The organism is Vibrio sp. VB16, from assembly GCF_015594925.2.
Taxonomy (GTDB): Bacteria; Pseudomonadota; Gammaproteobacteria; order Enterobacterales; family Vibrionaceae; genus Vibrio.
Window position 1 is genome coordinate 2,923,338 of record NZ_CP087590.1, and the last position, 26,991, is coordinate 2,950,328.

Consider the following 26,991-nt stretch of genomic DNA (forward strand, 5'->3'; position numbering starts at 1 on the left):
AATTGCCCTGCTTTAAAATTAAAAAAAGGAGTCATTCCCCTAAAGACGCGATAGTTTGCGAGAACCTATCCATCCCTAGGGGCGTTTTCTTCTATTTAGTAAGCGCTTGGATCCGCAACTTCTTTCGTTACTTCTAATGTATTGAGTAAGCTGGTTAATAAGCTTGATGCACCAAATCGATAATGCATATTATCCGCCCATTCAGCACCAAGAATATCGTCTGCCATTGCAAGGAAGGCCGCTGCATCTTCAGCTGTTCGTACACCACCAGCGGGCTTGAAGCCAACCTTTTCAGCTACACCCATATCACGAATAACTTTCAACATTATTTCTGCTGCTTCTGGTGTCGCATTAACTGGCACTTTACCTGTCGATGTTTTAATGAAATTTGCACCAGCGTCAATAGAAAGCTCTGACGCGCGTTTAATGAGTGCTTCTGTTTTAAGTTCACCCGTTTCTATGATTACTTTTAGTAAAGTATCACCACACGCTTCTTTACATTGTTTTACCAATTCAAAGCCTGTTTTCTCATCCCCAGCAATAAGCGTACGGTAAGGGAATACAACGTCAACTTCATCAGCGCCATAAGCGATAGCCGCTTTTGTCTCTGCTACTGCGATAGCAATGTCGTCATTGCCATGAGGAAAGTTTGTAACCGTTGCAATGCGAACGTCAGGCGTACCTTGTTCACGAAGTGTTTTCTTAGCAATTGGTATAAAACGAGGGTATATACATATTGCAGCCGTATTACCTACCGCTGTTTTCGCATCATGACAAAGCGCAATCACTTTTTCATCAGTGTCGTCATCATTTAGCGTCGTTAAATCCATAAGTTTTAGTGCACGTAGAGCTGCAGCTTTTAATTCGCTCATTTCTATCTCCGATCAAAATATTCAATTTGTTTACCGAAAAGCATACTCAGTCCAATCTAGTATAGATGGTCGTGTATGAATCGCTTTCAGGTTACGAAATGAACGGACTTGGTTCCTTGAAGACTTAGTAAAGATTCCGTCGAATCCACCTACTAATTGCTATCCCTGTCACCGCACAGTACCAATTTGTCTAATGGCACAACAATCTGTGATTGCGGTGTTTATCTAAGGTAATACGTCGTGTATTACCGACTGGAAAAATATAACTTACTCACTTGCGTTCTAGTTTTACTATCTATCTCTAGACCACAAACTAATACGTTTTCCAGATGTATATATTATAGCCATTACAACAGAATGTGATAGGGGTATCACTTAACGCAAACGTTTTGTATCTCAAAAAAATTCAAATAAACGCTGTAGCGTAACTGTTTTCCAATTTTGTTTAGCTTAAGACAACAAAAAACCGCAGCAATTTCTTGCTACGGTTTCGATTCAGCATTATCTGTTTTGTTCTCTATATTGCGGCAAACTTAGAATGCAGCAAGAGAGATACAGAAACCAGCAATAGTTGCAGCCATTAGGTTAGACAATGTACCAGCAACAACCGCTTTAATACCCATACGTGCGATATCATGGCGACGACCTGGTGCAATACCACCCAAACCACCTAGTAGAATGGCGATAGATGACAAGTTTGCAAAACCACATAGTGCGAACGAGATGATTGCCGTCGTTTTCTCAGTCATCACTAGACCTGTTGCCGCGACTACTTGAGCATTTTCACCCACGTACGGTACAAAGTTCAAGTAAGCAACGAATTCGTTAACGATAGTTTTCTGACCGATGAAAGAACCCGCCAGTGTCGCTTCTTCCCAAGGCACACCGATAAGGAATGCAAGAGGAGCAAAGATCCAACCAAGAAGAAGTTCTAGGCTTAATGATTCCATACCGAACCAACCACCGATGCCACCAAGGATACCGTTGACTAATGCAATTAGACCGATGAATGCGATAAGCATTGCACCTACGTTAAGTGCAAGTTGCAAACCAGCAGACGCACCGCCAGCTGCCGCATCAATAACGTTAGCAGGTTTATCGTCGCCACCGTCAAGAGCATCTGCAACATCACTAGCAAATTCTTCTGTTTCAGGTTTGATTATCTTAGCAAACAGTAAACCACCAGGGGCGGCCATGAAAGAGGCTGCTACAAGGTATTCTAGAGGAACACCCATTGAAGCATACCCAGCAAGTACACCACCCGCTACTGACGCTAAACCACCACACATTACTGCAAACAGCTCAGATTGAGTCATTTTAGGAACAAACGGACGAACCACTAAAGGCGCTTCAGTTTGACCTACGAAAATGTTAGCTGCTGCGGACATAGATTCAGCTTGAGACGTACCCAAAGCTTTTTCTAATGCACCACCAAGAATTTTGATTACCCACTGCATTGCGCCGATGTAGTAAAGCACAGATATTAGTGAAGAGAAGAAGATTAGTGTAGGCAGCACTTGGAATGCGAAAATAAAACCAAGACCATCTACTGAAAAGCTCACTAGGTTACCGAAAAGGAAACTAGTACCGCTTTTGCCGAAATCGATCACGCTAGCGACACCGCTAGAGAAACCACCGAGTAAATCTTTACCCCAAGGCACGTATAGTACGAATGCACCTAGAATAAATTGGATAGCGAATGCTCCACCCACAGTTCTTACATTTATTGCTTTGCGGTTGTCGGATAGAAGTACTGCGATTGCAATGAGTACTACCATGCCGATTAGGCTCATAAACAGGCTCATGGTTTATGGCTTCCTTATTTAGTTAAATGGCGTGTGATAAAATTGGTGCTAAAAAGCGAGGCGATTATAAACAGACCCCAAGATATAAAGTAATGGCAAAGTCACACTTTTGTACTGCACTCACCTGTAATTCATACCAAAGTGTGAACGCAATCGCATTTACATCAGAAAACGTTCAGCAATGAAACATTTAACTACATTCTCGTTCACAAATTGCATACATCGACTTGCTATTTTCAAACACCTGATCTGCAATCGTTTGCTCGGATTCACTTCGGAGCACGTTCAGTTCATTTAGTATGATTTTTAAATTTTTGGGGTGATTTTTTTTACCTTGGCGGCCCAAAACCGGCATGTCAGGTGAATCTGTTTCTAACACCAACGAACGAAGAGGTAACTGAGAAATGGCGTCACGTGTCCTTTTGGCTCTAGGGTATGTAATCGACCCGCCAACACCAATATGAAACCCTAGGTTAATATAATCCATTGCCTGCTGATAACTCCCAGTAAATGCATGAATCACTCCACCATGGCGAGCTTTATTTTGTTTCAGTAACTTGATTATATCTTGATGTGCCTTTCTAGAATGGAGAATCAATGGAAGATGGTATTTATTGGCTAACTTAATCTGTTCTGTAAAAAACTGCTTTTGAACCTCCTCAGACTTACGAGAGTGAAAAAAATCTAGCCCACATTCTCCTACAGCAACACATCGACTACTTCTGCTTGATAATAATGTATCCAATAATTCAACATGTTCATTTAAATGCTGGTCGATAAAATAAGGATGCAACCCCAGAGAGAAAAACACCCCCCTATTAGTATTGCAAAGCTTCTCTACTCTTTTCCAATTAAAAGCACCACAACCGGGAATAAGAAACTTAACAACCCCAAATTGCCTTGCTAGAGCGATCTCTTCTTCTATATTTTCTGAGAAATCCTCTCTATCCAAATGGCAGTGTGTATCGAAAAGCTTTATATGATTCTCACTCATTTTTCCTCTCTTTTGATTCAAAAATATCTTCTTTTTTTATTGGTACACAACAACGTTTTTGTTCTGGTGTTAAACCAAGCGATTTACACCATTCATCATAGCGCTTAATGGCCTTTTTAAAATTCCTGATCATAATCATATCTCCTAAAAATCAACACACTCTTTCAATAACCCTATATCCCTTTCGCCTTTATTCTTACCTTTTCTTCTAGAAATCGCCTAATTTGTGAGAGCTAGAATGCAGAGCTGGGATGCAACCAAGACACCCTACCCCACGAAAACGTGATCCAGACCAAGAATTATCGTACTACGATGTTCTATTACCTAGTTTACCTGTGAGCGAAACGCTTTTTTTTTTGCCAAGCAAACGATAAACTTACGGGCGATAACTGTTTATGTGTACATAATTGCACAAGACCATCAACGCAGTTGCATATAAATATAAATGGCACTCATTTGTTCGTTTGAGTTTGGGATAAAAACATAGGGATTCTTACAGTGAAAAAAACTACTCTTAAGCTATCTGCATTAGCACTAGCAGTATCTTCTTTTAGCGTGTTCGCAGCACCAAAACCAGCCGTTATTTACGATACAGCAGGCAAATTTGACAAGTCTTTTAACGAAGCTGTTTATCAAAATGGTGTGAAAGTATTAGAAACTGAAAAAGGCATTAAAGTTCGCGAATTTGAGCCACAAAACGAAGCTCAACGTGAACAAGGTCTTCGACGTCTAGCAAGTCGCGGTTTTAGCCCAATCGTAGCGGTTGGATTCAACATGGCATCAGCAGTAGAGAAAGTCGCTACTGAGTTCCCTGAAATCAAATTCACCATCATTGATATGGTCGTTGATAAGCCAAACGTTCAATCTATTGTGTTTAAAGAGCATGAAGGTTCTTTCCTTGTTGGTGCTTTAGCTGCAAAGCAATCTAAAACAGCAACCGTTGGCTTTATTGGTGGTATGGACATTCCACTAATTCGTAAGTTTGCCTGTGGTTATGAGCAAGGTGCAAAATACGCTAACTCTGAAGCAACAGTGCTTCAAAACATGACTGGTTCAACTCCTTCTGCTTTCGCTGACCCAGCAAAAGGTTCTGAACTTGCTAAATCACAGTTCTCTAAAGGCGCTGACGTAATTTACGCGGCCGCTGGTGGTACTGGCCTTGGTGTTTATCAAGCAGCAAAAGATGCGGGTAAATTCGCTATCGGTGTTGATGCTAACCAAAACCATCTTCAACCAGGCACCATGCTAACGTCTATGGTTAAACGTGTTGGTATTGCAGCCAAAGATGCTTGGATTGCAGACATGGATGGAAAATGGAAACCAGGAATTAAAGTTCTTGGTCTTAAGGAAGGTGGTGTTGCTTGGGCTCTAGATTCAAACAACGAAGCCCTAATTACGCCAGAAATGAAAGCATATGTAGAAGGTATCGAAGCAGACATCATCTCCGGAAAGATCGCTGTACATGACTACATGTCAGACAATACTTGTAACTACTAATCATAAAGTTATCAGTTGTTAGATGATCTTTACGCCGTTGCTTTTAGTTCAAAAACTTTAGGCAACGGCGTACTCATTTTTATTTTGCAGTTCAGGAATTTCACGTGACTCAAGTTCAAAACTTTGCCATTGAACTAAATCAGATAAATAAGCGTTTTGGCGCAGTACACGCCAACCGTGATATTGATCTTAAAGTTCCCGCGGGCACCATTCACGGCATTATTGGTGAAAATGGTGCGGGTAAATCCACGTTAATGAGCATCATTTACGGTTTTTACCATGCCGATACCGGCTCTATGCTCGTTAATAATAAAAACTACAAACCATCCAATTCTCAAGAAGCCATTAGTTCCGGCATTGGTATGGTTCATCAACATTTCATGTTGGTGGAGACTTTCACCGTTTTGGAAAACATTATTTTAGGCGCTGAGAATGGCTGGAAGTTAGAAGAGAGCTTGAAATCTGCTCGTAAAAAGCTCGTTCAAATTGAAAAAGATTATGGCTTAGATGTTCCTCTTGACGCGATTGTGGGAGATTTACCGGTAGGTTTACAACAACGCGTGGAAATTCTAAAAGCATTATATCGTGATGCCAAAATACTTATACTTGATGAGCCTACAGGTGTACTAACACCACAAGAAGCCGACCACCTTTTCACTATCCTTGACAAGCTTCGTGCACAAGGCACCACCGTTATGATTATTACGCATAAATTGCGTGAGGTCCTCGCCATCACAGATAACATATCTGTAATGCGTCAGGGTACGATGGTTGACCATGTTGTAACTGCAGATACCAATCAAGATCAACTTGCTGAACTCATGGTTGGACGTAAAGTTCGACTTAAAGTAGAAAAACAACCAGCACAACCAAAAAAGGCTAGAATCAAAGTCAATAAACTCAGTTACTTTGATAACAGCAAAGTGCAAAGAATTAAAGAGATTAGCTTTTCCGTTCGTGAGGGTGAGATTGTCGGTATTGCAGGTGTGTCTGGCAACGGTCAATCTGAAATCCTCGGTCTGCTTTCTGGCATCCTAAAGCCCGCATCAGGTAGCATTGAACTCAATGGCAATATCCTAACGTCTGAAAAACCTAGCGACCCTCAACAGGTCCGTGCCATGGGAGTTGGTCATATTCCGGAAGATAGGCATAAACAAGGTTTAATTAACAGATTTGAAGCGCAAGAAGCTTACATTCTTGGTTATCACAATCTACCAAAATACAACAAAGGTTTACTCCAAGATAAAGAATCGATTAAAACGCTTTGTCAGTCGAGCATGGACAAGTGGGATGTTCGTCCAAATGATGTCACACTCAAGACAGCAAATTTCTCTGGAGGTAATCAACAGAAACTCGTTATTGCGAGAGAGATGGAAGAGAACCCTAACGTTCTACTTGTTGGTCAACCCACTCGTGGTGTTGATATCGGCGCCATCGAATATATCCACCAACAGATAATAATGAGCCGCGACGCGGGAAAAGCTGTATTGCTCGTTTCCGTCGAACTAGATGAAATATTAAGTCTTGCCGATCGTATTATCGTGGTGTTTGACGGCAACATTGTTGGTGAAGTACAAGCAGACCAAGCCGATGAAAAAACACTAGGATTAATGATGGCGAACATCATGCCTGAACATCTTAAAAACAACAACGAATCCCAAGGAGAAGCATTATGAGTCAGGCTAAAATCCCTGCTTGGGTAACCGTTGCGTTACTGCCTGCCATAAATGTAATGGTGGCATTTTTAGTTTCAGCATTATTGTTTATTTATATAGACATTAGCCCTATCGACGCCGCCAAAGTTATGTGGACCGGTGCATTTGGCTACGCTGAAGGTTTTGGTTATACCCTATATTACGCCACTGGTTTTATTTTCACTGGACTTGCAGTTTCAGTGGCATTTAATGCCAGCCTTTTCAATATCGGTGGAGAAGGACAAGCCTATATTGGTGGCTTAGGTGTTGGCTTAGTTTGCCTTACCTTAGGCGAATATGCACCTTGGTATATCACCTTCCCTGTCGCGATTATCGTCGGTGGGCTGTTTGGTGCCGCTTGGGCTTTCATTCCGGCTTACCTACAGGCGAAAAGAGGTTCACATATCGTGATTACCACGATTATGTTTAACTTTATTGCCGCCTCATTGATGGCTTACCTTTTAGTCGATGTTTTAAAACCTGAAAACACCATGGCCACAGAAAGTAGGGTTTTTGCCGTTAGCAGTTGGCTACCAAAAATGCACGAAATGGTTGCGGTGTTTGGCTTCGACATTGCGCCTAGTCCACTAAACTTGAGTTTTGTATTTGCTCTACTTTGCTGTGTTTTTGTCTGGTTGTTTATCTGGCATACACGTTGGGGCTATGAACTAAGAGCGGTTGGTGCAAACCCATCTGCATCTGGATACGCTGGCATAAATTACGTACGAGTCGTGATTATCACCATGTTGATATCTGGTATGTTAGCGGGCTTTTTTGGTCTCAATGTTCTTCAAGGAGAGCTGCATCAGATAAAACTGAACTTTGTCGAAGGATTTGGTTTTACCGGTATTGCTGTTGCCTTAATGGGACGTAATCACCCTGTAGGGGTATTATTAGCTAGCTTGTTATTTGGCTTTCTCTATCAAGGCGGAGCAGAATTGAGCTTCGAATACGGTGTAGACCGAAATATCGTTGTGGTATTGCAAGGATTGGTTATTCTTTTCTCGGGCGCATTAGAACATATGTTCCGACCATCCCTAGAGCGTACTTATCTTAGAGTGTTCGCTAAATCTAAAGTTGGGGTAGCTTAATCATGTTTGAAACGATTATATTGATGCTTGATGCAACCATACGAGTTGCTACTCCACTCATATTAGCAGCACTTGCGGGTATGATAAGTGAACGTTCCGGTATTGTTAATATCGCTTTAGAAGGTAAGTTGCTAGCTTCTGCGTTTGCAGGTGCGGCGGCAGCCCATGTAACTGGGTCTGCATGGCTTGGTTTATTTGCTGGTATTTCTGTCTCAATATTGCTTGCCCTATTACACGGTTTTGCTTCAATAACCCATAGGGGTGATCAGGTTGTGAGCGGTATGGCAATAAATATTCTTGCTGCTGGCCTTACGGTTACGTTAGGGCGCCACTGGTTCCATCAAGGTGGTCAAACTCCAGCGTTATCCGGAGATGCACGCTTTGCACCAATCCACTTACCTGGCGCCGATTCATTAGCGGACACCCCTATAATTGGCCTTCTCTATTCAGAGCTATTAAGCGGCCACTCAGCACTAGAGTACCTTGTTATTCTTATTGTGCCCTTAACGTGGTTTATCATGTATAAAACCCGTTTTGGTCTAAGACTACGTGCTGTAGGCGAATCACCCAGTGCTGTTGATACAGCTGGTATCTCTGTGGTTAAAATGCGCTATCTTGCGATGGTCCTTTGCGGAACTTTAGTTGGGATTGGTGGTGTGTACCTTTCTGTTGGGCAGACAGCACAGTTTATTCCAAACATGAGTGCAGGCAAGGGCTATATGGCGCTTGCCGCATTGATCTTTGGCAAGTGGAAACCTATTACCGCAATGGCGGCTTGTCTGTTGTTTGGCTTCCTTGATGCGCTGGCTATTCGTTTGCAAGGGGTAACCATTGGTGATTTCCCAATTCCGGTTCAAGCAATAGAAGCCATTCCGTATATTCTCACCGTATTCCTGCTTGCGGGTTTCATTGGCAAAGCCATTGGACCAAAAGCGGTTGGTGTTCCATACACCAAAGAGCGTGAATAACCGCTTTACAGCGATAAAAAAACGGAGCCATTTGGCTCCGTTTTTTTATACATTATTTAAACAATGCTATTAGTGCTCGCGTGTTGCTCTGAATTGAATATCAGGGAAACGCTCTTGAGCTAGATTTAGATTTACCATAGTTGGCGCAATATAAGAGAGATTATTACCACCATCAAGCGCCAAGTTCGCTTGCCCTTTACGTCTAAACTCATCCAGTGTTTTCTCGTCATCACATTCAATCCAACGAGCCGTTGCCACATTCACACTCTCGTAAATCGCTTCTACGTTGTACTCTGATTTCAAACGTGCGACGACGACATCGAACTGAAGCACACCTACCGCACCGACGATAAGATCGTTATTTTGTAGAGGACGGAACACCTGTACTGCACCCTCTTCAGAAAGTTGGACCAATCCTTTGAGCAGTTGCTTCTGCTTTAACGGATCTCTTAAGCGAATACGGCGAAATAATTCTGGTGCAAAGTTAGGGATACCGGAGAACTTAAGCGCTTCTCCTTGAGTAAAGGTATCGCCAATTTGAATGGTTCCATGATTATGTAGGCCAATAATATCACCCGCATAAGCCTGCTCTGCACGAGAACGATCACCCGCCATAAACGTAACAGCATCAGAGATATTTATCTGTTTGCCTAGACGTACATGATTCATCTTCATACCCTGAGAGTATGTTCCGGAAACTATACGCATAAACGCAATGCGGTCTCGGTGCTTTGGATCCATATTAGCTTGAATTTTAAATATGAACCCGGAAAACTTCTCTTCTGTTGCTTTTACTTCACGTTCATTGGCTTGGCGAGATAATGGCTGAGGAGCCCAACTGGTTAACCCTTCTAGCATATGGTCTACGCCAAAATTACCAAGAGCCGTACCAAAGAACACCGGTGTCAATTCTCCAGCAAGAAACAACTCTTGATCAAATTCATGCGACGCACCAATAACCAATTCCAGTTCATCTCTAAGCTGTTCTGCAAGTTCATCGCCAATAGCTGCTTCAAGTTCAGGATTACCTAACCCTTTAATAATCTTTTCTTCTTGAATAGTATGGCCTTGTCCCGTTGAATAGAGATACGTCTCGTCCCTATGGATGTGGTAAACACCTTTAAACTCTTTACCACAGCCTATCGGCCAAGAAATTGGAGCACACGCTATCTTTAATTCGCTTTCGACTTCATCTAGAAGCTCCATAGGGTCACGAATTTCTCGGTCGAGTTTATTCATAAAGGTAACAATAGGAGTGTCACGCAAACGCGTAACTTCCATCAGCTTACGTGTGCGGGCTTCAACACCCTTTGCTGAATCTATAACCATTAAACAAGAATCGACAGCCGTTAGCGTCCGATAAGTATCTTCAGAGAAGTCTTCGTGCCCTGGGGTATCAAGCAGGTTAACTAAGCTACCATTAAATGGAAATTGCATTACAGAAGTTGTCACTGAAATACCACGTTCTTTTTCCATCTCCATCCAGTCTGACTTAGCGTGCTGGTTTGAGCCTCGACCTTTCACAGTACCAGCAGATTGAATAGCGCGCCCGAAAAGTAACACTTTTTCGGTGATGGTTGTTTTACCTGCATCTGGGTGAGAGATGATCGCGAAGGTTCTACGTTTAGACACTTCACCTATAAAAGGGCTATTTGACATGGATACGGGTCTTCTAAATTGCAATACAAAACCGCTTAAAACAAAATGTAAAAAGCTAACTTTGAGTAGTTAATCGAAATTGGCGCCTATTTTGTCCGATCTTGCCCCTTTAGACAATAAAAGTGTGCATATAGCGGACGAAATTTTGTCATATGCTAGAGGGATGGACAAAATCAATGACATAAATTCAGGCTTACAGTGGAGGTCCGGTTGAAACCGTTAATTACTTGGCTTTAAAAAAACAGATAACTCATGATAACAGCATCCTCTTTCCCTTTTTTACTAGGATAATAATTATAGCGTCTATCAACTTCATTAAACCCTAAAGCCTCATACAAAGAACGAGCCTTCTGATTACTTTCTCGAACCTCTAGCCAAACACTTTCAGCCTTTGCGTCTTCACACATCGTTAAAAAGTATTCGAGAAGCACTTTACCCAGTCCTTGCCCTTGCCTTTGCGGATCGATAGCAATATTGAGCAATGTCACTTCGCCGACGATATTCTGGGCATAAAAGTAACCCACGACTTCCTCGTCACACAGAAGTACATGATGACAAGCCCCTCGGCTAGTCACATCGCTTATCATAGACTGTGCCCAAGGGTGGCTATGTGCGTCTTGTTCAATCCGCCACACATCTTGCAGAAAACCTTCTGCTAAAGGCTCTAATTTATTTGTCATAAGAACAGATGTTCTGCCACAAGTTTCGTCGCTCTTGATTGTTGCCATCTATCTTCGTTAACACGGGAGAGACTAGCGTATTTAAATTGGGTATCCCTGTTTTATCACAGCCAGCAAACCAGACCCATTTTAAATGGTGGGAACCTAGATAATTAAACTGTTCAGGGAAAATGTGCATCGCTTGCGATAATTCTAATTTCATGCTTTTCAGCACCTTTTCAAGCATGACGACAATATCACCTTCCGGTTTCTCGGGTGACACCAACAATAATCGGCAAGACTCAGGTATATCAACGTTCTCAATTGGGCAACCAGAAAGCCTTGAAGGGTGAAGTAATACCCAATTCTGAATATCCATTTCTTCAAGATATTGCATACTAGTATTGTTATTAATCATATTAGAGTAATGAGAATTCAGGACTATATTCTATCAAGCCCTGTTTACCGAAGAATTCATTCTCAGCTAACTCTTTAACACGAAATACGCCTTCAGGCACTTCCCATGTCGAGCGCATATCAAATAGGGTCGCGTCGACAAAACCAAATCGACTATAAAATTCTGGATTCCCCAGAACGACACAACCTAAATAGCCAAATTCATAAAGAGAATCTAACCCTTCTTTAATCATGTTGCCCGCGATACCTTGATGACGAAACTCTCGTTTCACGGCTACGGGTGCTAAACCTTGCCACCCCAGTTGTTCGCCATTCAACGATACTGGAGTAAAAAGAGCATATCCAATCAATTCTCCATCATCGGTACACGCTACCAGTGAGAGCGTAAATCGGCTATTTTCTCTTAAACTCATAACAAGTTCAGCTTCTGCGTTTGTTTCAAACGCAGATTTAAGCAAAGTGTTAATAGGTAATATGTCTGCTGGAGCTTCGGTTCTAATAAGCATTGGCCATTCCATCTTGATTTTTTTCGCTGTGCAACCCTTTGTATACAAAGTCTGCTAACTCATTAATAAATATTTGAAGGGGTTTTGGCAGCGCATCAAGATCAACGCTATCCATTAAATTCTTGACCTCTAAGCCGAGTTCTGTATCGCCTTCAATTCTTAAACGCCTTTGAAAAAACAGGGTATCAGGATCTTCTTTACGACCAACAATTAACACCAAATCATTAAGTTGACCAGCAAAGCTCACATCTTCAGTGACCGATTCCTTTGCTATAACTAATTCATCATTTCGATAGCTAATAAACCATTGCAGGTTCAAATCCAAAATAGTCACTTTCAACCATTTATCTTCGAGAAATTCAAAATCACCGTCTTCCAAGGCTTCATGAAAAACTTGTTTTAACCCTTCGATTAAGATTTTGTTTTGTAAATGTTTAGGGAAAACTTGGACTGGAGATCTCAAAATTTGCGCTGCGTTTTGCACTAATTGAGTTCGAAGCTTGTTTAACACTACAGAATTCCGATACTTTAAATAATCATTCTTGCCATAATAGTGGATATCGAATGAGAATTCCTGTTATGTATCATAAAAATCACACCTGATGTCCAGTTCCCTTTTATATCAGGTGTTTCACGGTTATAGTAAATAATAATCTTAAACATAATGAATCATATTCATTCAATTGCTTAATATAGAGCGGTAGAAAATTAATGCCAACAAAGCAGTTACAGCACTGGTTTTCAAAACTCACTGATGCCAGTCCATTTCTCTTTGCTATTTTGGATAAGGAGCATCACTACGTTAGCGTCAATGAACGCTATTGTGAGATTGCAGGCCTATCAAAAACAGAACTTGAGGGGTTGGATGACACTAAGGTGTTAGGTGATCGATTTTACCAAACACTTAAACCTTTTTATGACCGTGCGTTTGACGGCGAAAGCATAGAAACCGAAATTACATTAAATGACGAAGATCACGATACTAGCCTGCACTTTAGTGTTTCACCGATTGTTATCGAAGGTAACGTTGATTTTATTTCGTTCCATGCCAGTGATACCTCAGAAAAGCAAATCCTTGCACGCTCTTTAGCTGAGTCAGAGCTTAAATTCTCTACGTTATCTGACTTATTACCAGACGGCTTAATTCTGGTTGAAGGCAACACAATTATCTCGACTAACTCTATCGCCTTACGTTTGTTAGGTTTTTCGGAAGTTGATGATTTATTGGGCGAACAAATAAGCCGCTTATTCTTAGATGAAAACGCTAAGACCGTATTTAGTGATACCTTCACAACACAATTACTTAACGAACCCATTGTGTGTTTGACTAGTGCACGATGTGGTGTGGAACGAAAAGTTCGCTTGAGTGCAGCAGAAACTACAATCTTAGGTAGTGAATCGATAATAATTGTTGTTGAAGATGGAGAAGCTAATCATTCAGGTTCAACAGACGACCGACACGACTCTCATTATGATTCGCTGACTAAACTCTACAATCGCTACGGCTTTACAAGACGTCTCGAACATTTTATTGATAACGATATTCCACTGGTTATGCTCTACCTTGATATCGATAATTTCAAAAACATCAATGATTCTTTGGGTCACCACATTGGTGATAAAGTTATCAAAGAGGTATCTTCGAGACTACAGAGGTTGCTCCCTTCACAAGCTATATTAGGGCATCTAGGTGGCGATGAGTTCGGCATTGTTTTACCAGAACCGGAACATAACCGAGTGACAGAGTCTCTCGCTGAAAAAATCATTTCTCTTATAAATCAACCTTTTGATCTTCACCATTTTAGTAAACGATTAGCTTGTTCGATTGGTAGCGTAATGTTCCCAGGTGATGCGAATGATGCTCGTGTATTATTGCAAAATGCAGATACCGCGATGTATGAAGCCAAGAACAGAGGCCGTAACCGTCTGGTCAAGTACCATGATCAGATGAATAAAGAAGCGCGCATGCGCTTATGGCTAGAAATTGAACTTCAGAAAGCATTGCAACAGAATGGTTTAGAAGTCTGGTATCAACCTCAAGTTAATGCGAGAGACTTTAGCATTAACGGTGCTGAAGCACTTATTCGCTGGAAACATCCGATTGAAGGTTATATCAGTCCCGCCGCCTTTATTCCCGTCGCTGAAAAAGCGGGATTAATTGAACATTTAGGCCGGGTTGTTATGCGTGAAGTATTTGCTACGGTTAAACGTTGGAAAATACAAGGAATACTGCCTGGCCGTGTCGCTATAAACCTTTCTCCTGAGCAATTTGGTAACCCCAAGTTAATTGATTATATGGAAAAACAATTGCGCACAACGGAATTGGATCCAAGCTGTATCACATTTGAACTAACAGAAAGTGCAGTAATGAGCGACAGTGAGCATACACTTCAAATGCTTAAAGCCATTAAAAACTTAGGCTTTGCGCTCTCAATTGATGACTTCGGAACGGGTTATTCTTCATTATCCTATTTGGCTCGATTTCCTATTGACGAACTCAAGATAGACCGCGCGTTTATAAATGACATCGATAAGTTACCGAAACAGGTAACCGTTATTGAAAATATCATCAATTTGGGACGGTCCCTAGACCTAACTGTCGTTGCTGAAGGTGTAGAAACAAGGCAACAAGCCACACTACTTTCAAACTTGAATTGTCATACTATTCAAGGTTTCCATTTTTATAGACCACAACCAAAACATGATATTGAAGAACTATTAGCGCAAAACCGAAGACACAAAAACTAACAATATCAGTCCAGTTTTTATACGTTCGCGCACATTTCTAAAGGCAGAGTTATACAAACCTGCCTTATATCAAAATTGTCTTGAGATATAGCCCATAAAATACAGCCATAAAGAACAACTGGTTGGCTCTGATGGAACTACTATGCCCCGCAGGTAATTTACCTGCACTTAAAACCGCAGTCGACTGTGGTGCAGACGCTGTATATATTGGGTTTAAGGATGATACAAACGCAAGACACTTCGCTGGCCTAAATTTTACCGGTAAAAAACTGGAAAGAGCCGTACAGTATATTCGCGACCACGAAAGAAAGCTTCATGTAGCCCTGAACACATTTGCTCACCCAGATGGATTTGAACGTTGGACTAAAGCGGTGGACAACGCAGCGGCAATGGGTGTTGATGCCCTTATCGTTGCAGACGTGGCGATTTTAGAATATGCCGCAACCACTTACCCAGAATTAGAGTTACACCTCTCTGTTCAAGCCTCTGCTACCAATGTAGCTGCCGTCAAATTTTACAAACAAAACTTCAATATTAAACGTGTTGTACTACCTCGCGTATTGTCTATCCATCAAGTAAAACAACTTTCACTCAATATCCCTCAGGGTGTAGAGCTCGAAGTTTTTGCTTTTGGTAGCCTATGTATAATGGCAGAGGGTCGTTGTTACTTATCTTCTTATATGACAGGGGAATCACCTAACACTGTTGGTGCCTGCTCTCCAGCGAAGTATGTTCGCTGGCAAGAAACAGATAACGGCCTAGAATCTCGCCTTAATGAGATCTTGATTGATCGCTATGCCGAAGGTGAAAATGCGGGTTATCCAACGCTATGTAAAGGTCGATTTGATGTCAACTTAAATGGAAAAGATAAGCGGTACCATGCGTTAGAAGAGCCGACCAGTTTAAACACCTTATCTCTGTTGCCTGAACTATTCGCTGCAAACGTTTCTTCGGTCAAGATAGAAGGTCGCCAACGAAGCCCCGCCTATGTCGAACAGGTCACCCGAACATGGCGAAGTGCGATCGACCGATACAAAGCAGACCCAGATTCATATCATGTGGAAGATACATGGAATGCTGCGCTGGACAATGTTTCTGAAGGTACTCAAACAACGCTCGGTGCTTACCACCGTAAATGGCAATAACCGGAGATAGGTATGTCCAACCAATTAAAATACGCTCTTGGCCCCTTACTCTACTTCTGGCCAAAACAAGATGTCGAAAGCTTTTACGAAAAAGCGAAGAATTCTAGCGCTGATATCATCTACCTTGGTGAAGCCGTATGCTCAAAACGGCGATTAATGAAAACCAAGGATTGGTTAAGTATTGCTAAGGATCTGTCTTCCAGTGGTAAACAAGTCGTGTTATCCACGATGGCGTTGCTAGAAGCGCCTAGTGAAGTTAACGTTATGAAAAAGTATATCGATAATGGTGAGTTTGCTATTGAAGCGAATGACGTTTCCGCTATCCAATTAGCGCACGAGCACAATGTCCCATTTATTGTTGGTCCTGCTGTAAATGCCTATAATGCACAAACGCTCAATCTTTTTCTTAAAAAAGGGATGACACGCTGGTGCATGCCGGTCGAACTGTCTAAAGAATGGTTGCAGCAAGTGCTCCTGCAATGCGAGGATCTTGGCATCAAACATCAGTTTGAGACAGAAGTTTTTAGTCATGGTTATCTGCCATTGGCTTATTCTGCTCGCTGCTTTACCGCTCGAGCTGAGAATAAACCCAAAGATGAATGCGAAACTTGCTGTATCAAGTACCCCACAGGCTTACAAGTAAATAGCCAAGAGGGCCAATCTTTATTTAATCTTAATGGCATACAGACACAATCTGGCTACTGTTACAACTTGATCAACGATTTAAAGGACATGAAAGGCTTAGTTGACGTTATCCGACTAAGCCCTTTGAATGTAGAGACCTTCGATAAAGTGGACCAATTTCGTCAAAATGAAGACGGCACTAACCCGGAGAAACTAGGGGATTTTCAGTGTAATGGCTACTGGCATCAATTAGCCGGTTTAGAAAAAACCTAGTATTGAGGGGCTGTTTTTCGGCCCTTATTTTTCTTCAACATCAAAACCAATACAACACTTAAGATAATATTTGATATCGGGTAGGCCAACCATACTCCTGTGAGACCAAACAAGGTCGGCAACACATATAAAAATGGTAATTGAACCAACATATTTCCAACCGTTGTAAACATCGCTTTCTTACTATCCCCAATCGCTTGGTAATAAGCGGCCACCACGACAATAAAACCATCTAAAAAAATAGCAAACATATGCAGCCGTATCCCCATAATGGCCTGCTTCATTAGTTCAGGGTTATCATCGTTAAATATCCCTACAACGTGTTCAGGATAGAGGTTCATGGCAACGATAAAGCCGATACCAATCGATATTGATACCCAACAAGCGATAGAAAACAGCTTGCGTACCGCCTCTAAATTATTTGCGCCATAATTGAAACTCACTAATGGCTGCATACCATTGGCAATACCTTCAACAGTCAAATAGTACATAGTGAAAATAGAACCTAGCACCGCGTAAGCACCAATAGTCAAAACTGATCCGTACTGGATAAACATCCAATTGTGTACGGCAACCATCACAGAACCATACATGTACATGAACATACTCGACGCACCTATCGAGAGTATCTGAGGTATATCTCCATAGTGGATTGTGAAATTGAAGAACGATATCCTCACTTTAGCGTACCGACTAAAGAAATATCCAACACCCAATATAGTCACCACACTTTGTGCCAACAAGGTCGCTATCGCAGCCCCTTTTAACCCCCAACCTAGTATGGCAATGAAAATATAATCAAATCCTATATTGATTATCGCTCCTAACACCATTAAAAAAGTAGCAAAATTAGGGCTTCCATCGTTACGCAATAGAAAGGGTACCGCGATTGAACCTAACGAAAACAAGCTGCCCAATATAAGTACTTTTAAGTACTGTTGGCCTAATTCAAATACGATACCTTCAATACCTTGAGCCAATAATAAGGCATCAGAATATTGCCATAAAACCAATGCGATGAATGGGAAAACCATCAGTATCAGAGCAAGCCCTGTACTTACCGTACCCTTTGCCTTCTTGTCATTTCCCGCACCACTATTGATAGACAAGATGGCACCTGTACCGACGCCGATCATCATACCGACACCTAGTACAGAACCGATCACAGGCCATACGACGTTGATCCCAGCAAGCCCATTCGCGCCTATATAGCGACCGATAAATATCCCATCGACGATCTGATAAAGTCCGTTGACCAACATTGCGGCAACCGTGGGTATAGTATATTTCCAAAACTGTTTGTAGATGGATTTTTCCATTTCTTGTCACTCTGTTAGCCAGGCTAACTAATTAATTAAAAATTTTTTAATATTACTTGAGCATCTTAGATAAGATTTTTACGAGTTGCTCCGACTCTTGCTTTGACACTTTATTTTCAAGTTTTTCTGTAATAATTTGAAGAACACTATCTTCAGTTGATAGACCTTCTATCGCTTTATCAGTTAAGACGACTCTTTTCGCTCTCGCATCTTCAGGGCAAGAAATTCTACGCACGAGTGCCTTTCTTTCCAACCTAACCACCATATTTGATGCAGAAGGTTTGGTTACCATCATCTCGGAAGCTAAATCGGTGATACGAATAGGTTCGCTTGAGTACTGAATAACCTTTAAGTAATCAAATTCATTGAAACTTAAGGATGATAGAGGGTCATCTTTCGCATGCACACGCCACTCTTTTGACATGAAACGTTCCAGATCGATTAAACAGGTTTGAAAAGACACACAGAGAACCCAATATAGTTAGCAAGGCTAACTATATTAATGTAAATAGGTTAATTTACAAGAAAAAAAACGCCAGATTTTCATCTAACGTTTTTATTAAGATAAGCTGAGCAAGGCAATATTCTCAATAGATTATTTTTCTACCGTTAATCCATTTTCAATCGCATTTTCTTTTTGTGCTTCTTCTTGTAAGGCCCTTACGTCATCATAGATACGTCCTAGTTCTAAGAAAGAATAGCGATGTTCTACGTATTCATAAACATTAAACGACAGTGCAAGCTTATAGAGCGCAATAGCATCAGCATATTGCCCAGAGAACTGGTAGCGTTTACCTAAATAGAAATATGTTTCGGTTAAACGCTGCGCTAGCATAACGTTATCTCTCGTTCCATTTAAAACGGCTTTAAAAGCCTGTTCTTCGCCTACTTCATTCAGCATGATACCAACCAATACCCAGCCCCATTCTTGGCTCTTATCTGAGTAGCGTGATCTTAAATTTTCTTCCGCTTTAGCTGCGTCTATTTCACGCTCAATTATATAGAGCCATAGCGCCCTAAAGGGATCATCTGGATGATCCGAATAATGCGCTTGCATCTCTTGGTAAGATAGATCGATACGATCACCATAATAAAGGGCAATCGCCATGTTGCGTTCCGCATATTCATTCGAAGGGTCGAGTTCTAATGTCGAATCAAATGCTTCATACGCGGCATCATATTCACCTACTTGAGTAAAATAAACACCGAGTAAATTGAAAATATCTGGTTGAGCAGGATTGATGCTCAGTGATTTATTGAAATCTAGACGGGCTAAATCGCGTAGGCCGACGCTGTCATAATAACTTCCTCGTTCATAAAACATCTTCGCCCTAACGGCGTTTTCTAAGTCTGGACGTTTTAACAATTGATTTAGCCTTGCTATCTGCACTTCTTGCTGAATACTCGCTTGTAACGGCACAGCCATTGGCGGATAAACCCACTGGTTTGAATTATTACTCGGGTTAGTGGCACAACCCGAAAGTATTATCAAAAATCCCAGACTTGCTATTTGAAACCATTTCACAGACGCCTATCTCCTTTTATGATCCACAATTTCCGCATAACCATTTTTAGTAGCAAAAGAAAAGGGGGAACAATCATGTTCCCCCTTTTATAACACGCTTTACGCTATATACGCTAGGAAAGCTATTATCTCTCAGGATTTACACTATCCACAATCGAGAAGCCTAGCTAACGCAGCTACAGAGCTTATTCAGCTTCTGGAGCTTGTGCTTCTTCAGCTGGTTTATCTTGTGCTTCTTTCATACTTAGACGTACACGACCTTGGCGGTCAATTTCTAGTACTTTAACTTTAACTTCTTGTCCTTCACTTAGGTAATCCGTCACCTTCTCAACACGCTTGTCAGCGATTTGAGAAATGTGTACTAAACCGTCTTTACCTGGAAGAATAGTAACAAACGCACCGAAATCAGCCAAACGAGCAACTTTACCAATGTAAATAGTGCCAACTTCAACTTCAGCGGTTAGCTCTTTAATACGGTTAATCGCATCTTCAGCTTGCTCACCAGACGTTGCAGCAATTTTAACTGTACCGTCATCTTCTATTTCGATAGTTGTACCCGTTTCTTCACAAAGCGCACGAATAACAGCGCCACCTTTACCGATAACGTCACGAATTTTGTCAGTGCTAATCTTCAACTGGTGGATACGAGGTGCAAACTCAGAGATATCATCACGAGCACCAGAGATAGCTTCATCCATTACAGAAAGGATGTGCTTACGAGCGCCTTGTGCTTGGTTAAGCGCAATTTGCATGATCTCTTTAGTGATACCTTCAATCTTGATATCCATCTGAAGTGCGGTGATACCTTCATTAGTACCCGCTACTTTAAAGTCCATGTCACCAAGGTGATCTTCATCACCAAGGATGTCAGAGAGAACAACAAAGTCGTCGCCTTCTTTAACTAGACCCATTGCGATACCCGCAACAGAAGCTTTAATTGGAACACCAGCATCCATAAGAGCTAGTGATGTACCACATACTGAAGCCATTGAAGAAGAACCGTTAGATTCTGTGATTTCAGATACAACACGAACCGTGTACGGGAATTCTTCAGCTGAAGGCATTACCGCTTGGATACCGCGTTTTGCAAGCTTACCGTGACCAATTTCACGACGCTTAGGTGAACCAACAAAACCAGTTTCACCTACACAGAATGGAGGGAAGTTATAGTGTAGAAGGAAGTGCGACTTCTTCTCACCAGTTAGTTCATCAATGATTTGAGCGTCACGTTGTGTACCAAGAGTCGCGGTTACCAATGCCTGAGTTTCGCCACGAGTAAATAGTGAAGAACCGTGAGTACGAGGAAGAACGCCAGTACGTACATCAAGTGCACGAACCATATCTTTTTCACGTCCATCAATACGAGGGCTACCCGCAATGATGCGACCACGTACTACGTTTTTCTCTAATGAACCAAGCATTTTTTTCACTTCGTTCACGTCAAGCTCTTCATTTTCAGCAGAAAGCGCAGTAACAACGTCTGACTTAATTTCGCCAACTTGCTCATAACGAGCCATTTTTTCTGTGATTTGGTAAGCTTCAGTCAAACGAACTTCAGCTAGCTCAGCAATTTTCGCTTTAAGATCTGCGTCTACTGTTGGTGCAACCCAATCCCATGAAGGTGTTGCGACTTCTGCAGCAAACTCTTTTATTGCAGAGACAACAACTTGTTGTTGATCATGACCAAATACTACCGCAGATAGCATCTCTTCTTCTGATAGGTTATCTGCTTCTGATTCAACCATAAGCACGGCACCATCAGTACCAGCAACAACAAGATCCAACTTAGATGTTTCTAGTTCGGTATTGCTTGGGTTAAGTACAAGTTGACCATCGATATGACCAACACGAGCAGAACCGATAGGGCCATTAAATGGAATACCAGAGATAGAAAGAGCGGCTGAGGTACCGATCATTGTTACGATATCAGGTTGAACATCTGGATTTACAGATACAACCGTTGCGATAACTTGAACTTCGTTTTTGAATTCATCTGGGAATAGAGGACGAATTGGACGGTCGATTAGACGCGCTGTCAATGTCTCGCCTTCTGATGGGCGACCTTCACGCTTGAAGAAACCACCTGGGATTTTACCAGCGGCGTATGTACGCTCTTGGTAGTTAACAGTAAGCGGGAAGAAGCTTTGGCCTTCAACCGCTACTTTTTTACCAACAACAGAGACTAATACTGCTGTATCGTCCATTGTTACCATAACAGCAGACGTTGCTTGACGTGCTATTACGCCTGTTTCTAAAGTAACAGTATGGTTACCATACTGGAATGTTTTTACGATAGGATTCGCGAACATTATATTTCCTTTCATATAACTGGATTCTGAGTAATCAGAATCACATAGGGAATACACCTTTCTGTATTACCAATCGCGACTAATGAAAAGTATCTTGATAGAAAATTTTCATTAGTCGCGACCTTAAGGCCGGCTACGCTGACTGTAATACTAGATAAAGTGCAGATTGACTAAGCAAAGCTCAGTTGGGCAGTATTATAGATGAAAAACGTGGATATGTGCAGGTAGAAGCGAGGAATATTTCTGATAAAAAAAAAGAGGCTATAAATAGCCTCTTTTTTTACAAACTGTTCTTAGCGACGTAGGCCTAAACGTTTGATAAGACTTTGGTAACGTTCTAGATTCTTACCTTTCAAGTAGTCTAGTAGCTTACGACGGCTTGAAACCATACGTAAAAGACCGCGACGACTATGGTGGTCGTGTTTGTGGTTAGCAAAGTGACCTTGAAGGTGGTTGATAGAAGCAGTAAGTAGTGCTACTTGTACTTCTGGTGAACCTGTATCGCCTTCGCCTTGTGCATAATCGGCTACGATAGCTGCTTTTGTTTCTGCGTTCAGAGACATAATCTCTCCTAAATAAGAGTTGAGTTAATAAAGTGTGCCGCCAATCTCTGATTCAGCTGACACGATGAGCGCGCATATTACTTTGCTACGCATCTAACCGCAAGCGATATTTGCGTAACAACCCTACATACACCAAATCTAGCGCCTAAAGTTCTTCATCTCGAAAAACGACCAATCTCTTTGGGGCGACTCTACCATCATCGTCTATTTCGCCGATGCCAATAAATAGCCTTTCTTCACCACTAGTCATTCTTACTATACCGTCAGTTGGCGCACCAAATACTTGTACGGGTTGACCATGCTGAACCATATGCGTTAGTTCTGGGATCAGATTGATTTCTGGTAAATCTTGTACTGCCGAGTCCATAGGCATCAAGAGTGGGTCAAGCAATTCGCGTGGGGCAATATCTTCTTCGCGCGCTTTCTCTAATAATGCTTCTAGCTGCTCTAACGTCACCATATTTTCGTATGGATAGTTCGATACACCTGTGCGACGAAGATAGGTAACATGAGCACCGCAGCTCAACATTTCACCCAAGTCATCAACAATCGTTCGAATGTATGTCCCTTTAGAACAGTGCACCTCCATTTCAACTTCCGTACCTTCAAAGCTCAGAAGTTCAATGGAATAAACAGTAATTTTCCGTGATTCTCTCGGAACTTCGATGCCTTCTCTCGCGTATTCGTATAGCGGCTTGCCCTGATGCTTCAGAGCTGAAAACATTGATGGGATCTGATCGGTTTCACCACGGAATTTGGCAATACAGCGTTCTAGCTGTCCGCGATCGACTTTCACATCACGGGTCTGAACCACCTCACCATCTGAATCAGACGTATTGGTTCTTTCACCAAGTTTAGCGACAACTCGATAGCGTTTATCCGATTCAAGTAGAAATTGGGAGAACTTAGTTGCTTCCCCAAAACAGATTGGTAACATGCCAGTCGCTAACGGATCGAGAGCGCCAGTATGCCCGGCCTTTTCTGCAAAGTAGATTCTTTTTACTTTCTGAAGTGTGTCATTAGAAGTAATTCCAGCTGGCTTATCCAGCAATATAACGCCATCTACAGGGCGACCTTTACGACGACCTCTGCGACCCATTACTCTTTTTCCTCGTTCAGACCACTATCATCGTGATCAACACTTTCGTCTCGGCCAGATTCATGAGCTCGACGTTTGTCATCACTGATTATTTCACTCACTAGGTTAGACATTCGCATGCCTTCCACAAGCGTATTATCGTAGGTAAAACGTACTTCTGGCGTTAGTCTTAGGCGAATGCGCTTGCCTAAAATCATGCGCACATTAACTTCATGTTCTTTCAACGCTGCAAGACTTTTCTCTGGTGTCTGATCGCCAACACATAAGAAGGTAACGAACACTTTTGCATATGCAAGATCACGAGAGACTTCCACGTCAGAGATAGTAACCATACCAATGCGGGAATCTCGAACTTCACGCTGTAATATTAGCGCGAGTTCTTTTTGTAATTGTTGCGACACGCGTTGCGTGCGACTAAATTCTTTTGACATTATTTTTTCTCTTAGAAAAAATGAGGGGCTAAAGCCCCTCATGGTGTATTTAACAACCGTTTTTCAAACGTTAGCCAATAATGACTAATCGAGGGTACGCTTTATTTCAATCGTTTCGAATACTTCGATTTGGTCACCAGCGCGAACATCGTTATAGTTCTTAACGCCAATACCACATTCGTAGCCATTCTTCGCTTCTTGCACGTCATCTTTGAAACGACGTAGCGATTCTAGTTCACCTTCGTATATAACCACGTTTTCACGTAGAACACGGATAGGCGCATTACGTTTGATAACACCCTCGGTAACCATACAACCAGCGATAGCACCCAGTTTAGGAGACTTAAATACTTCACGTACTTCAGCAAGACCAATGATTTCTTGTCTGAATTCTGGTGCCAACATACCACCCATCGCTTGTTTAACTTCATCAATCAATTGGTAAATGATTGAGTAGTAACGAAGGTCTAAGTTTTCATTTTCAATCATACGGCGTGCAGATGCATCAGCACGAACGTTGAAACCTAGGATGATAGCGTTAGATGCAGCGGCTAAAACAGAGTCAGTTTCTGTAATACCACCGACACCTGAACCGACTACGTTCACTTTTACTTCTTCAGTAGAAAGTTTAAGTAGTGAATCTGATATCGCTTCGACAGAACCTTGAACGTCCGCTTTCAGAACAACATTAAGTTCTGCTACTTCGCCAGCTTCCATATTAGAGAACATGTTCTCTAATTTCGATTTCTGTTGACGTGCAAGTTTCACGTCGCGGAATTTACCTTGACGATAGTTGGCGACTTCACGTGCTTTACGCTCATCACGTACTACCGTGGCTTCATCACCTGAAGCAGGAACACCCGACAGACCGATAACTTCAACAGGAATTGAAGGACCTGCTGTAGTGATTTCTTTACCATTTTCGTCGCGCATTGCACGAACACGGCCATATTCTTGACCACAAAGTAAGATATCACCTTTATTCAAAGTACCTGATTGAACTAGTACCGTTGCAACTGGACCACGTCCTTTATCAAGACGAGATTCAACGACAACACCAGACGCCATACCATCAGCAACAGCAGTCAGCTCAAGAACTTCAGATTGAAGAAGAATCGTTTCCAATAAACCTTCAATGTTCGTTCCTTGTTTAGCAGAGATGTGAGCAAACATGTTCTCGCCGCCCCACTCCTCAGGAATAACATTGTATTGAGCAAGCTCATTCTTAACGTTATCTGGATTTGCGCCTTCTTTGTCGATCTTGTTCACCGCAACAATAAGAGGTACGCCAGCCGCTTTCGCATGCTGAATCGCTTCTACTGTTTGAGGCATAACACCATCGTCTGCAGCAACAACAAGTACAACGATATCCGTCGCTTGAGCACCACGAGCACGCATTGCGGTAAACGCGGCGTGTCCAGGGGTATCCAAGAAGGTAATCATTCCGTTGTCGGTTTCAACGTGATAAGCACCGATATGCTGTGTAATACCACCCGCTTCGCCAGATGCAACGTGGGCTTTACGGATATAATCCAGTGTTGATGTTTTACCGTGGTCAACGTGACCCATGATAGTAACAACAGGTGCACGTGGCACCGCGTGTTCTGTTCCATCACGATCAGAGAGAATCGCTTCTTCAAGTTCATTCTCTTTACGTAAGATAACTTTATGACCCATTTCTTCAGCCACTAGAGACGCTGTTTCTTGGTCAATAACTTGATTAATCGTTGCCATTGCACCCATTTTCATCATCACTTTGATGACTTCAGAGCTTTTCACTGACATTTTATTCGCCAGTTCAGACACAACGACTGTTTCACCAATTACAACGTCTTGCTTAGCAACCGTTGCTGATTTATCAAAACCATGTTGTTGCATTGACGTTGGTTTAGCCAGCTTGCCTTTACGGCCTCTTCCACGTTGGTTACGACCACCGCGACCTTGCGCTTCGTTGCTTTCAGGCGCTTTTTTCTTACGCTTACGGCGACTAGTAGGACCAGGTGCAGCAGCTTGACGATCCGCTTCATCTTCGGCTTCACGAGCGTGAGTTGAAGTAGTGACATGGTAGTCAGTCGTCTCTTCCTGAGCCTTCTTCTTCTTCTCTTCTTCCGTCCAGCGTTCTTGATTGTCTTCAGCCAACTTACGAGCGTCTTCAAGTAATTGAAGCGCGATAGCTTCCGCTTTCTTCTTCGCTTCTTCGTCTTGACGAATTCTCAAATTATCTGCTTCTTTTTGAGCCGCGTCTTGTTTTGCTTTTTCTTCTGGATTCATTTTTTGCTCTGCTTCGCGCTTAGCTTTTGTTTCGGCTTCTCGTTTCGCTTTTACTTCCGCTTCCGCTTCACGCTTAGCTTTAGCTTCTACTTCACGTTTTGCCGCTTCTTCTGCGTCGCGTTGAGCGGTTTCTTTAGCTTCACGTTTTGCTACTTCTTCCGCTTCACGTGTTGCTGCGTCATCTGCTTCGCGTTGAGCTTCTTCATCCACTGCGCTGCGTTTAACGTAAGTACGTTTTTTACGTACTTCAACTTTCACGTCTTTACTCTTACCGCCAGTTGCAGCAACACTTAGTGTGCTGTGCGTTTTACGTTGTAAAGTTAAACGTGTTGGTTCTGCTTCACCAGAAGTGTCACCGTGTTCTTTCTTAAGGTGAGTAAGAAGATGTGACTTCTCCTCATCAGAAACATTGTCGTTGCTGGTCTTTTTCATACCGGCATCAGCAAGTTGTTCTAACAAGCGATCAACCGGTGTACCGATTTCATCACTCAGTGCTTTAACTGTTAGTTGCGTCATTGCGCT

24 protein-coding genes are annotated in these 26,991 nt (G+C 42.1%); 7 read left to right on the forward strand and 17 right to left on the reverse strand.

Going from position 1 to position 26,991, the window contains the following annotated elements:
• Nucleotides 1-95: 95 nt before the first annotated feature.
• The 4 genes from deoC to IUZ65_RS13340 all read right to left on the reverse strand — a co-directional run bounded on the left by deoC (nucleotide 96) and on the right by IUZ65_RS13340 (nucleotide 3,804).
• Complete coding sequence (gene deoC / locus IUZ65_RS13325) at nucleotides 96-872, reverse strand: deoxyribose-phosphate aldolase (protein WP_195704182.1); 777 nt, start codon at nucleotides 870-872, stop codon at nucleotides 96-98.
• Between the two features lie 533 nt (nucleotides 873-1,405).
• Nucleotides 1,406-2,677, reverse strand: a complete 1,272-nt coding sequence (locus IUZ65_RS13330) for a NupC/NupG family nucleoside CNT transporter (protein WP_195704183.1) — start codon at nucleotides 2,675-2,677, stop codon at nucleotides 1,406-1,408.
• Between the two features lie 190 nt (nucleotides 2,678-2,867).
• On the reverse strand, nucleotides 2,868-3,671 hold the full coding sequence (locus IUZ65_RS13335) for a TatD family hydrolase (protein ID WP_229638059.1): 804 nt from the start codon (nucleotides 3,669-3,671) through the stop codon (nucleotides 2,868-2,870).
• Nucleotides 3,664-3,804 (reverse strand): DUF5363 family protein, encoded by a 141-nt coding sequence (locus IUZ65_RS13340; RefSeq protein ID WP_229638060.1) that lies wholly within the window; start codon nucleotides 3,802-3,804, stop codon nucleotides 3,664-3,666. Before IUZ65_RS13340 ends, IUZ65_RS13335 begins: the two co-directional genes overlap by 8 nt.
• 365 nt (nucleotides 3,805-4,169) lie before the next feature.
• Between IUZ65_RS13340 and IUZ65_RS13345 the strand changes: the two genes are divergently transcribed.
• The 4 genes from IUZ65_RS13345 to IUZ65_RS13360 all read left to right on the forward strand — a co-directional run bounded on the left by IUZ65_RS13345 (nucleotide 4,170) and on the right by IUZ65_RS13360 (nucleotide 8,921).
• Nucleotides 4,170-5,168: a BMP family lipoprotein gene (locus IUZ65_RS13345; RefSeq protein WP_195704184.1), complete on the forward strand. Its 999-nt coding sequence runs from the start codon at nucleotides 4,170-4,172 to the stop codon at nucleotides 5,166-5,168.
• Nucleotides 5,169-5,272: 104 nt separating this feature from the next.
• On the forward strand, nucleotides 5,273-6,844 hold the full coding sequence (locus IUZ65_RS13350) for an ABC transporter ATP-binding protein (protein WP_195704185.1): 1,572 nt from the start codon (nucleotides 5,273-5,275) through the stop codon (nucleotides 6,842-6,844).
• On the forward strand, nucleotides 6,841-7,953 hold the full coding sequence (locus tag IUZ65_RS13355; protein ID WP_195704186.1) for an ABC transporter permease: 1,113 nt from the start codon (nucleotides 6,841-6,843) through the stop codon (nucleotides 7,951-7,953). Before IUZ65_RS13350 ends, IUZ65_RS13355 begins: the two co-directional genes overlap by 4 nt.
• Nucleotides 7,954-7,955: 2 nt before the next feature.
• Entirely contained in the window at nucleotides 7,956-8,921 is a 966-nt protein-coding gene (locus IUZ65_RS13360) for an ABC transporter permease (protein WP_195704187.1), read from the forward strand.
• Nucleotides 8,922-8,990: 69 nt separating this feature from the next.
• Here the strand turns inward: IUZ65_RS13360 and prfC are convergent, their stop codons facing one another.
• The 5 genes from prfC to ubiT form a co-directional block, all read right to left on the reverse strand.
• Entirely contained in the window at nucleotides 8,991-10,580 is a 1,590-nt protein-coding gene (prfC, locus tag IUZ65_RS13365) for a peptide chain release factor 3 (RefSeq protein WP_195704188.1), read from the reverse strand.
• Between the two features lie 233 nt (nucleotides 10,581-10,813).
• Nucleotides 10,814-11,260 carry a ribosomal protein S18-alanine N-acetyltransferase gene (rimI, locus tag IUZ65_RS13370; RefSeq protein ID WP_195704189.1) on the reverse strand — a complete coding sequence of 149 codons (447 nt, stop codon included), beginning with the start codon at nucleotides 11,258-11,260 and terminating at the stop codon, nucleotides 10,814-10,816.
• On the reverse strand, nucleotides 11,250-11,636 hold the full coding sequence (locus IUZ65_RS13375; RefSeq protein WP_195704190.1) for a DNA polymerase III subunit psi: 387 nt from the start codon (nucleotides 11,634-11,636) through the stop codon (nucleotides 11,250-11,252). Before IUZ65_RS13375 ends, rimI begins: the two co-directional genes overlap by 11 nt.
• 22 nt (nucleotides 11,637-11,658) lie before the next feature.
• The gene (locus tag IUZ65_RS13380) at nucleotides 11,659-12,162 is read right to left on the reverse strand and encodes a GNAT family N-acetyltransferase (RefSeq protein ID WP_195704191.1); all 504 of its coding nucleotides are present in this window, start codon (nucleotides 12,160-12,162) and stop codon (nucleotides 11,659-11,661) included.
• On the reverse strand, nucleotides 12,152-12,673 hold the full coding sequence (gene ubiT / locus IUZ65_RS13385) for a ubiquinone anaerobic biosynthesis accessory factor UbiT (protein WP_195704192.1): 522 nt from the start codon (nucleotides 12,671-12,673) through the stop codon (nucleotides 12,152-12,154). The genes IUZ65_RS13380 and ubiT overlap by 11 nt, the downstream gene beginning before the upstream one ends.
• Nucleotides 12,674-12,873: 200 nt before the next feature.
• Here ubiT and IUZ65_RS13390 point away from each other — a divergent pair, with 200 nt between their 5' ends.
• From IUZ65_RS13390 to IUZ65_RS13400, 3 genes are all read left to right on the forward strand, one after another.
• Nucleotides 12,874-14,910: an EAL domain-containing protein gene (locus IUZ65_RS13390; RefSeq protein ID WP_195704193.1), complete on the forward strand. Its 2,037-nt coding sequence runs from the start codon at nucleotides 12,874-12,876 to the stop codon at nucleotides 14,908-14,910.
• A 131-nt stretch (nucleotides 14,911-15,041) separates the two neighbouring features.
• Entirely contained in the window at nucleotides 15,042-16,055 is a 1,014-nt protein-coding gene (gene ubiU / locus IUZ65_RS13395) for a ubiquinone anaerobic biosynthesis protein UbiU (RefSeq protein WP_195704194.1), read from the forward strand.
• 12 nt (nucleotides 16,056-16,067) lie between these two features.
• Nucleotides 16,068-16,952 carry a U32 family peptidase gene (locus tag IUZ65_RS13400; RefSeq protein WP_195704195.1) on the forward strand — a complete coding sequence of 295 codons (885 nt, stop codon included), beginning with the start codon at nucleotides 16,068-16,070 and terminating at the stop codon, nucleotides 16,950-16,952.
• Here IUZ65_RS13400 and IUZ65_RS13405 read toward each other — a convergent pair.
• The 8 genes from IUZ65_RS13405 to infB all read right to left on the reverse strand — a co-directional run bounded on the left by IUZ65_RS13405 (nucleotide 16,949) and on the right by infB (nucleotide 26,985).
• Complete coding sequence (locus IUZ65_RS13405) at nucleotides 16,949-18,271, reverse strand: MATE family efflux transporter (protein ID WP_195704196.1); 1,323 nt, start codon at nucleotides 18,269-18,271, stop codon at nucleotides 16,949-16,951. The two genes, IUZ65_RS13400 and IUZ65_RS13405, sit on opposite strands and share 4 nt — an antisense overlap.
• 52 nt (nucleotides 18,272-18,323) lie before the next feature.
• A complete protein-coding gene (locus IUZ65_RS13410) occupies nucleotides 18,324-18,734 on the reverse strand; it encodes a MarR family winged helix-turn-helix transcriptional regulator (RefSeq protein WP_195704197.1) in 411 nt (136 codons plus the stop codon).
• A 132-nt stretch (nucleotides 18,735-18,866) separates the two neighbouring features.
• Complete coding sequence (gene nlpI / locus IUZ65_RS13415; protein WP_195704198.1) at nucleotides 18,867-19,796, reverse strand: lipoprotein NlpI; 930 nt, start codon at nucleotides 19,794-19,796, stop codon at nucleotides 18,867-18,869.
• 185 nt (nucleotides 19,797-19,981) lie between these two features.
• The gene (gene pnp, locus IUZ65_RS13420) at nucleotides 19,982-22,105 is read right to left on the reverse strand and encodes a polyribonucleotide nucleotidyltransferase (protein WP_195704199.1); all 2,124 of its coding nucleotides are present in this window, start codon (nucleotides 22,103-22,105) and stop codon (nucleotides 19,982-19,984) included.
• 293 nt (nucleotides 22,106-22,398) lie between these two features.
• A complete protein-coding gene (rpsO, locus tag IUZ65_RS13425; protein ID WP_195704200.1) occupies nucleotides 22,399-22,668 on the reverse strand; it encodes a 30S ribosomal protein S15 in 270 nt (89 codons plus the stop codon).
• A gap of 145 nt (nucleotides 22,669-22,813) precedes the next feature.
• Nucleotides 22,814-23,767 (reverse strand): tRNA pseudouridine(55) synthase TruB, encoded by a 954-nt coding sequence (truB, locus tag IUZ65_RS13430; RefSeq protein WP_195704201.1) that lies wholly within the window; start codon nucleotides 23,765-23,767, stop codon nucleotides 22,814-22,816.
• The gene (gene rbfA / locus IUZ65_RS13435) at nucleotides 23,767-24,198 is read right to left on the reverse strand and encodes a 30S ribosome-binding factor RbfA (protein WP_195704202.1); all 432 of its coding nucleotides are present in this window, start codon (nucleotides 24,196-24,198) and stop codon (nucleotides 23,767-23,769) included. The genes truB and rbfA overlap by 1 nt, the downstream gene beginning before the upstream one ends.
• A gap of 84 nt (nucleotides 24,199-24,282) precedes the next feature.
• Nucleotides 24,283-26,985: a translation initiation factor IF-2 gene (infB, locus tag IUZ65_RS13440; RefSeq protein ID WP_195704203.1), complete on the reverse strand. Its 2,703-nt coding sequence runs from the start codon at nucleotides 26,983-26,985 to the stop codon at nucleotides 24,283-24,285.
• Nucleotides 26,986-26,991: the final 6 nt, after the last annotated feature.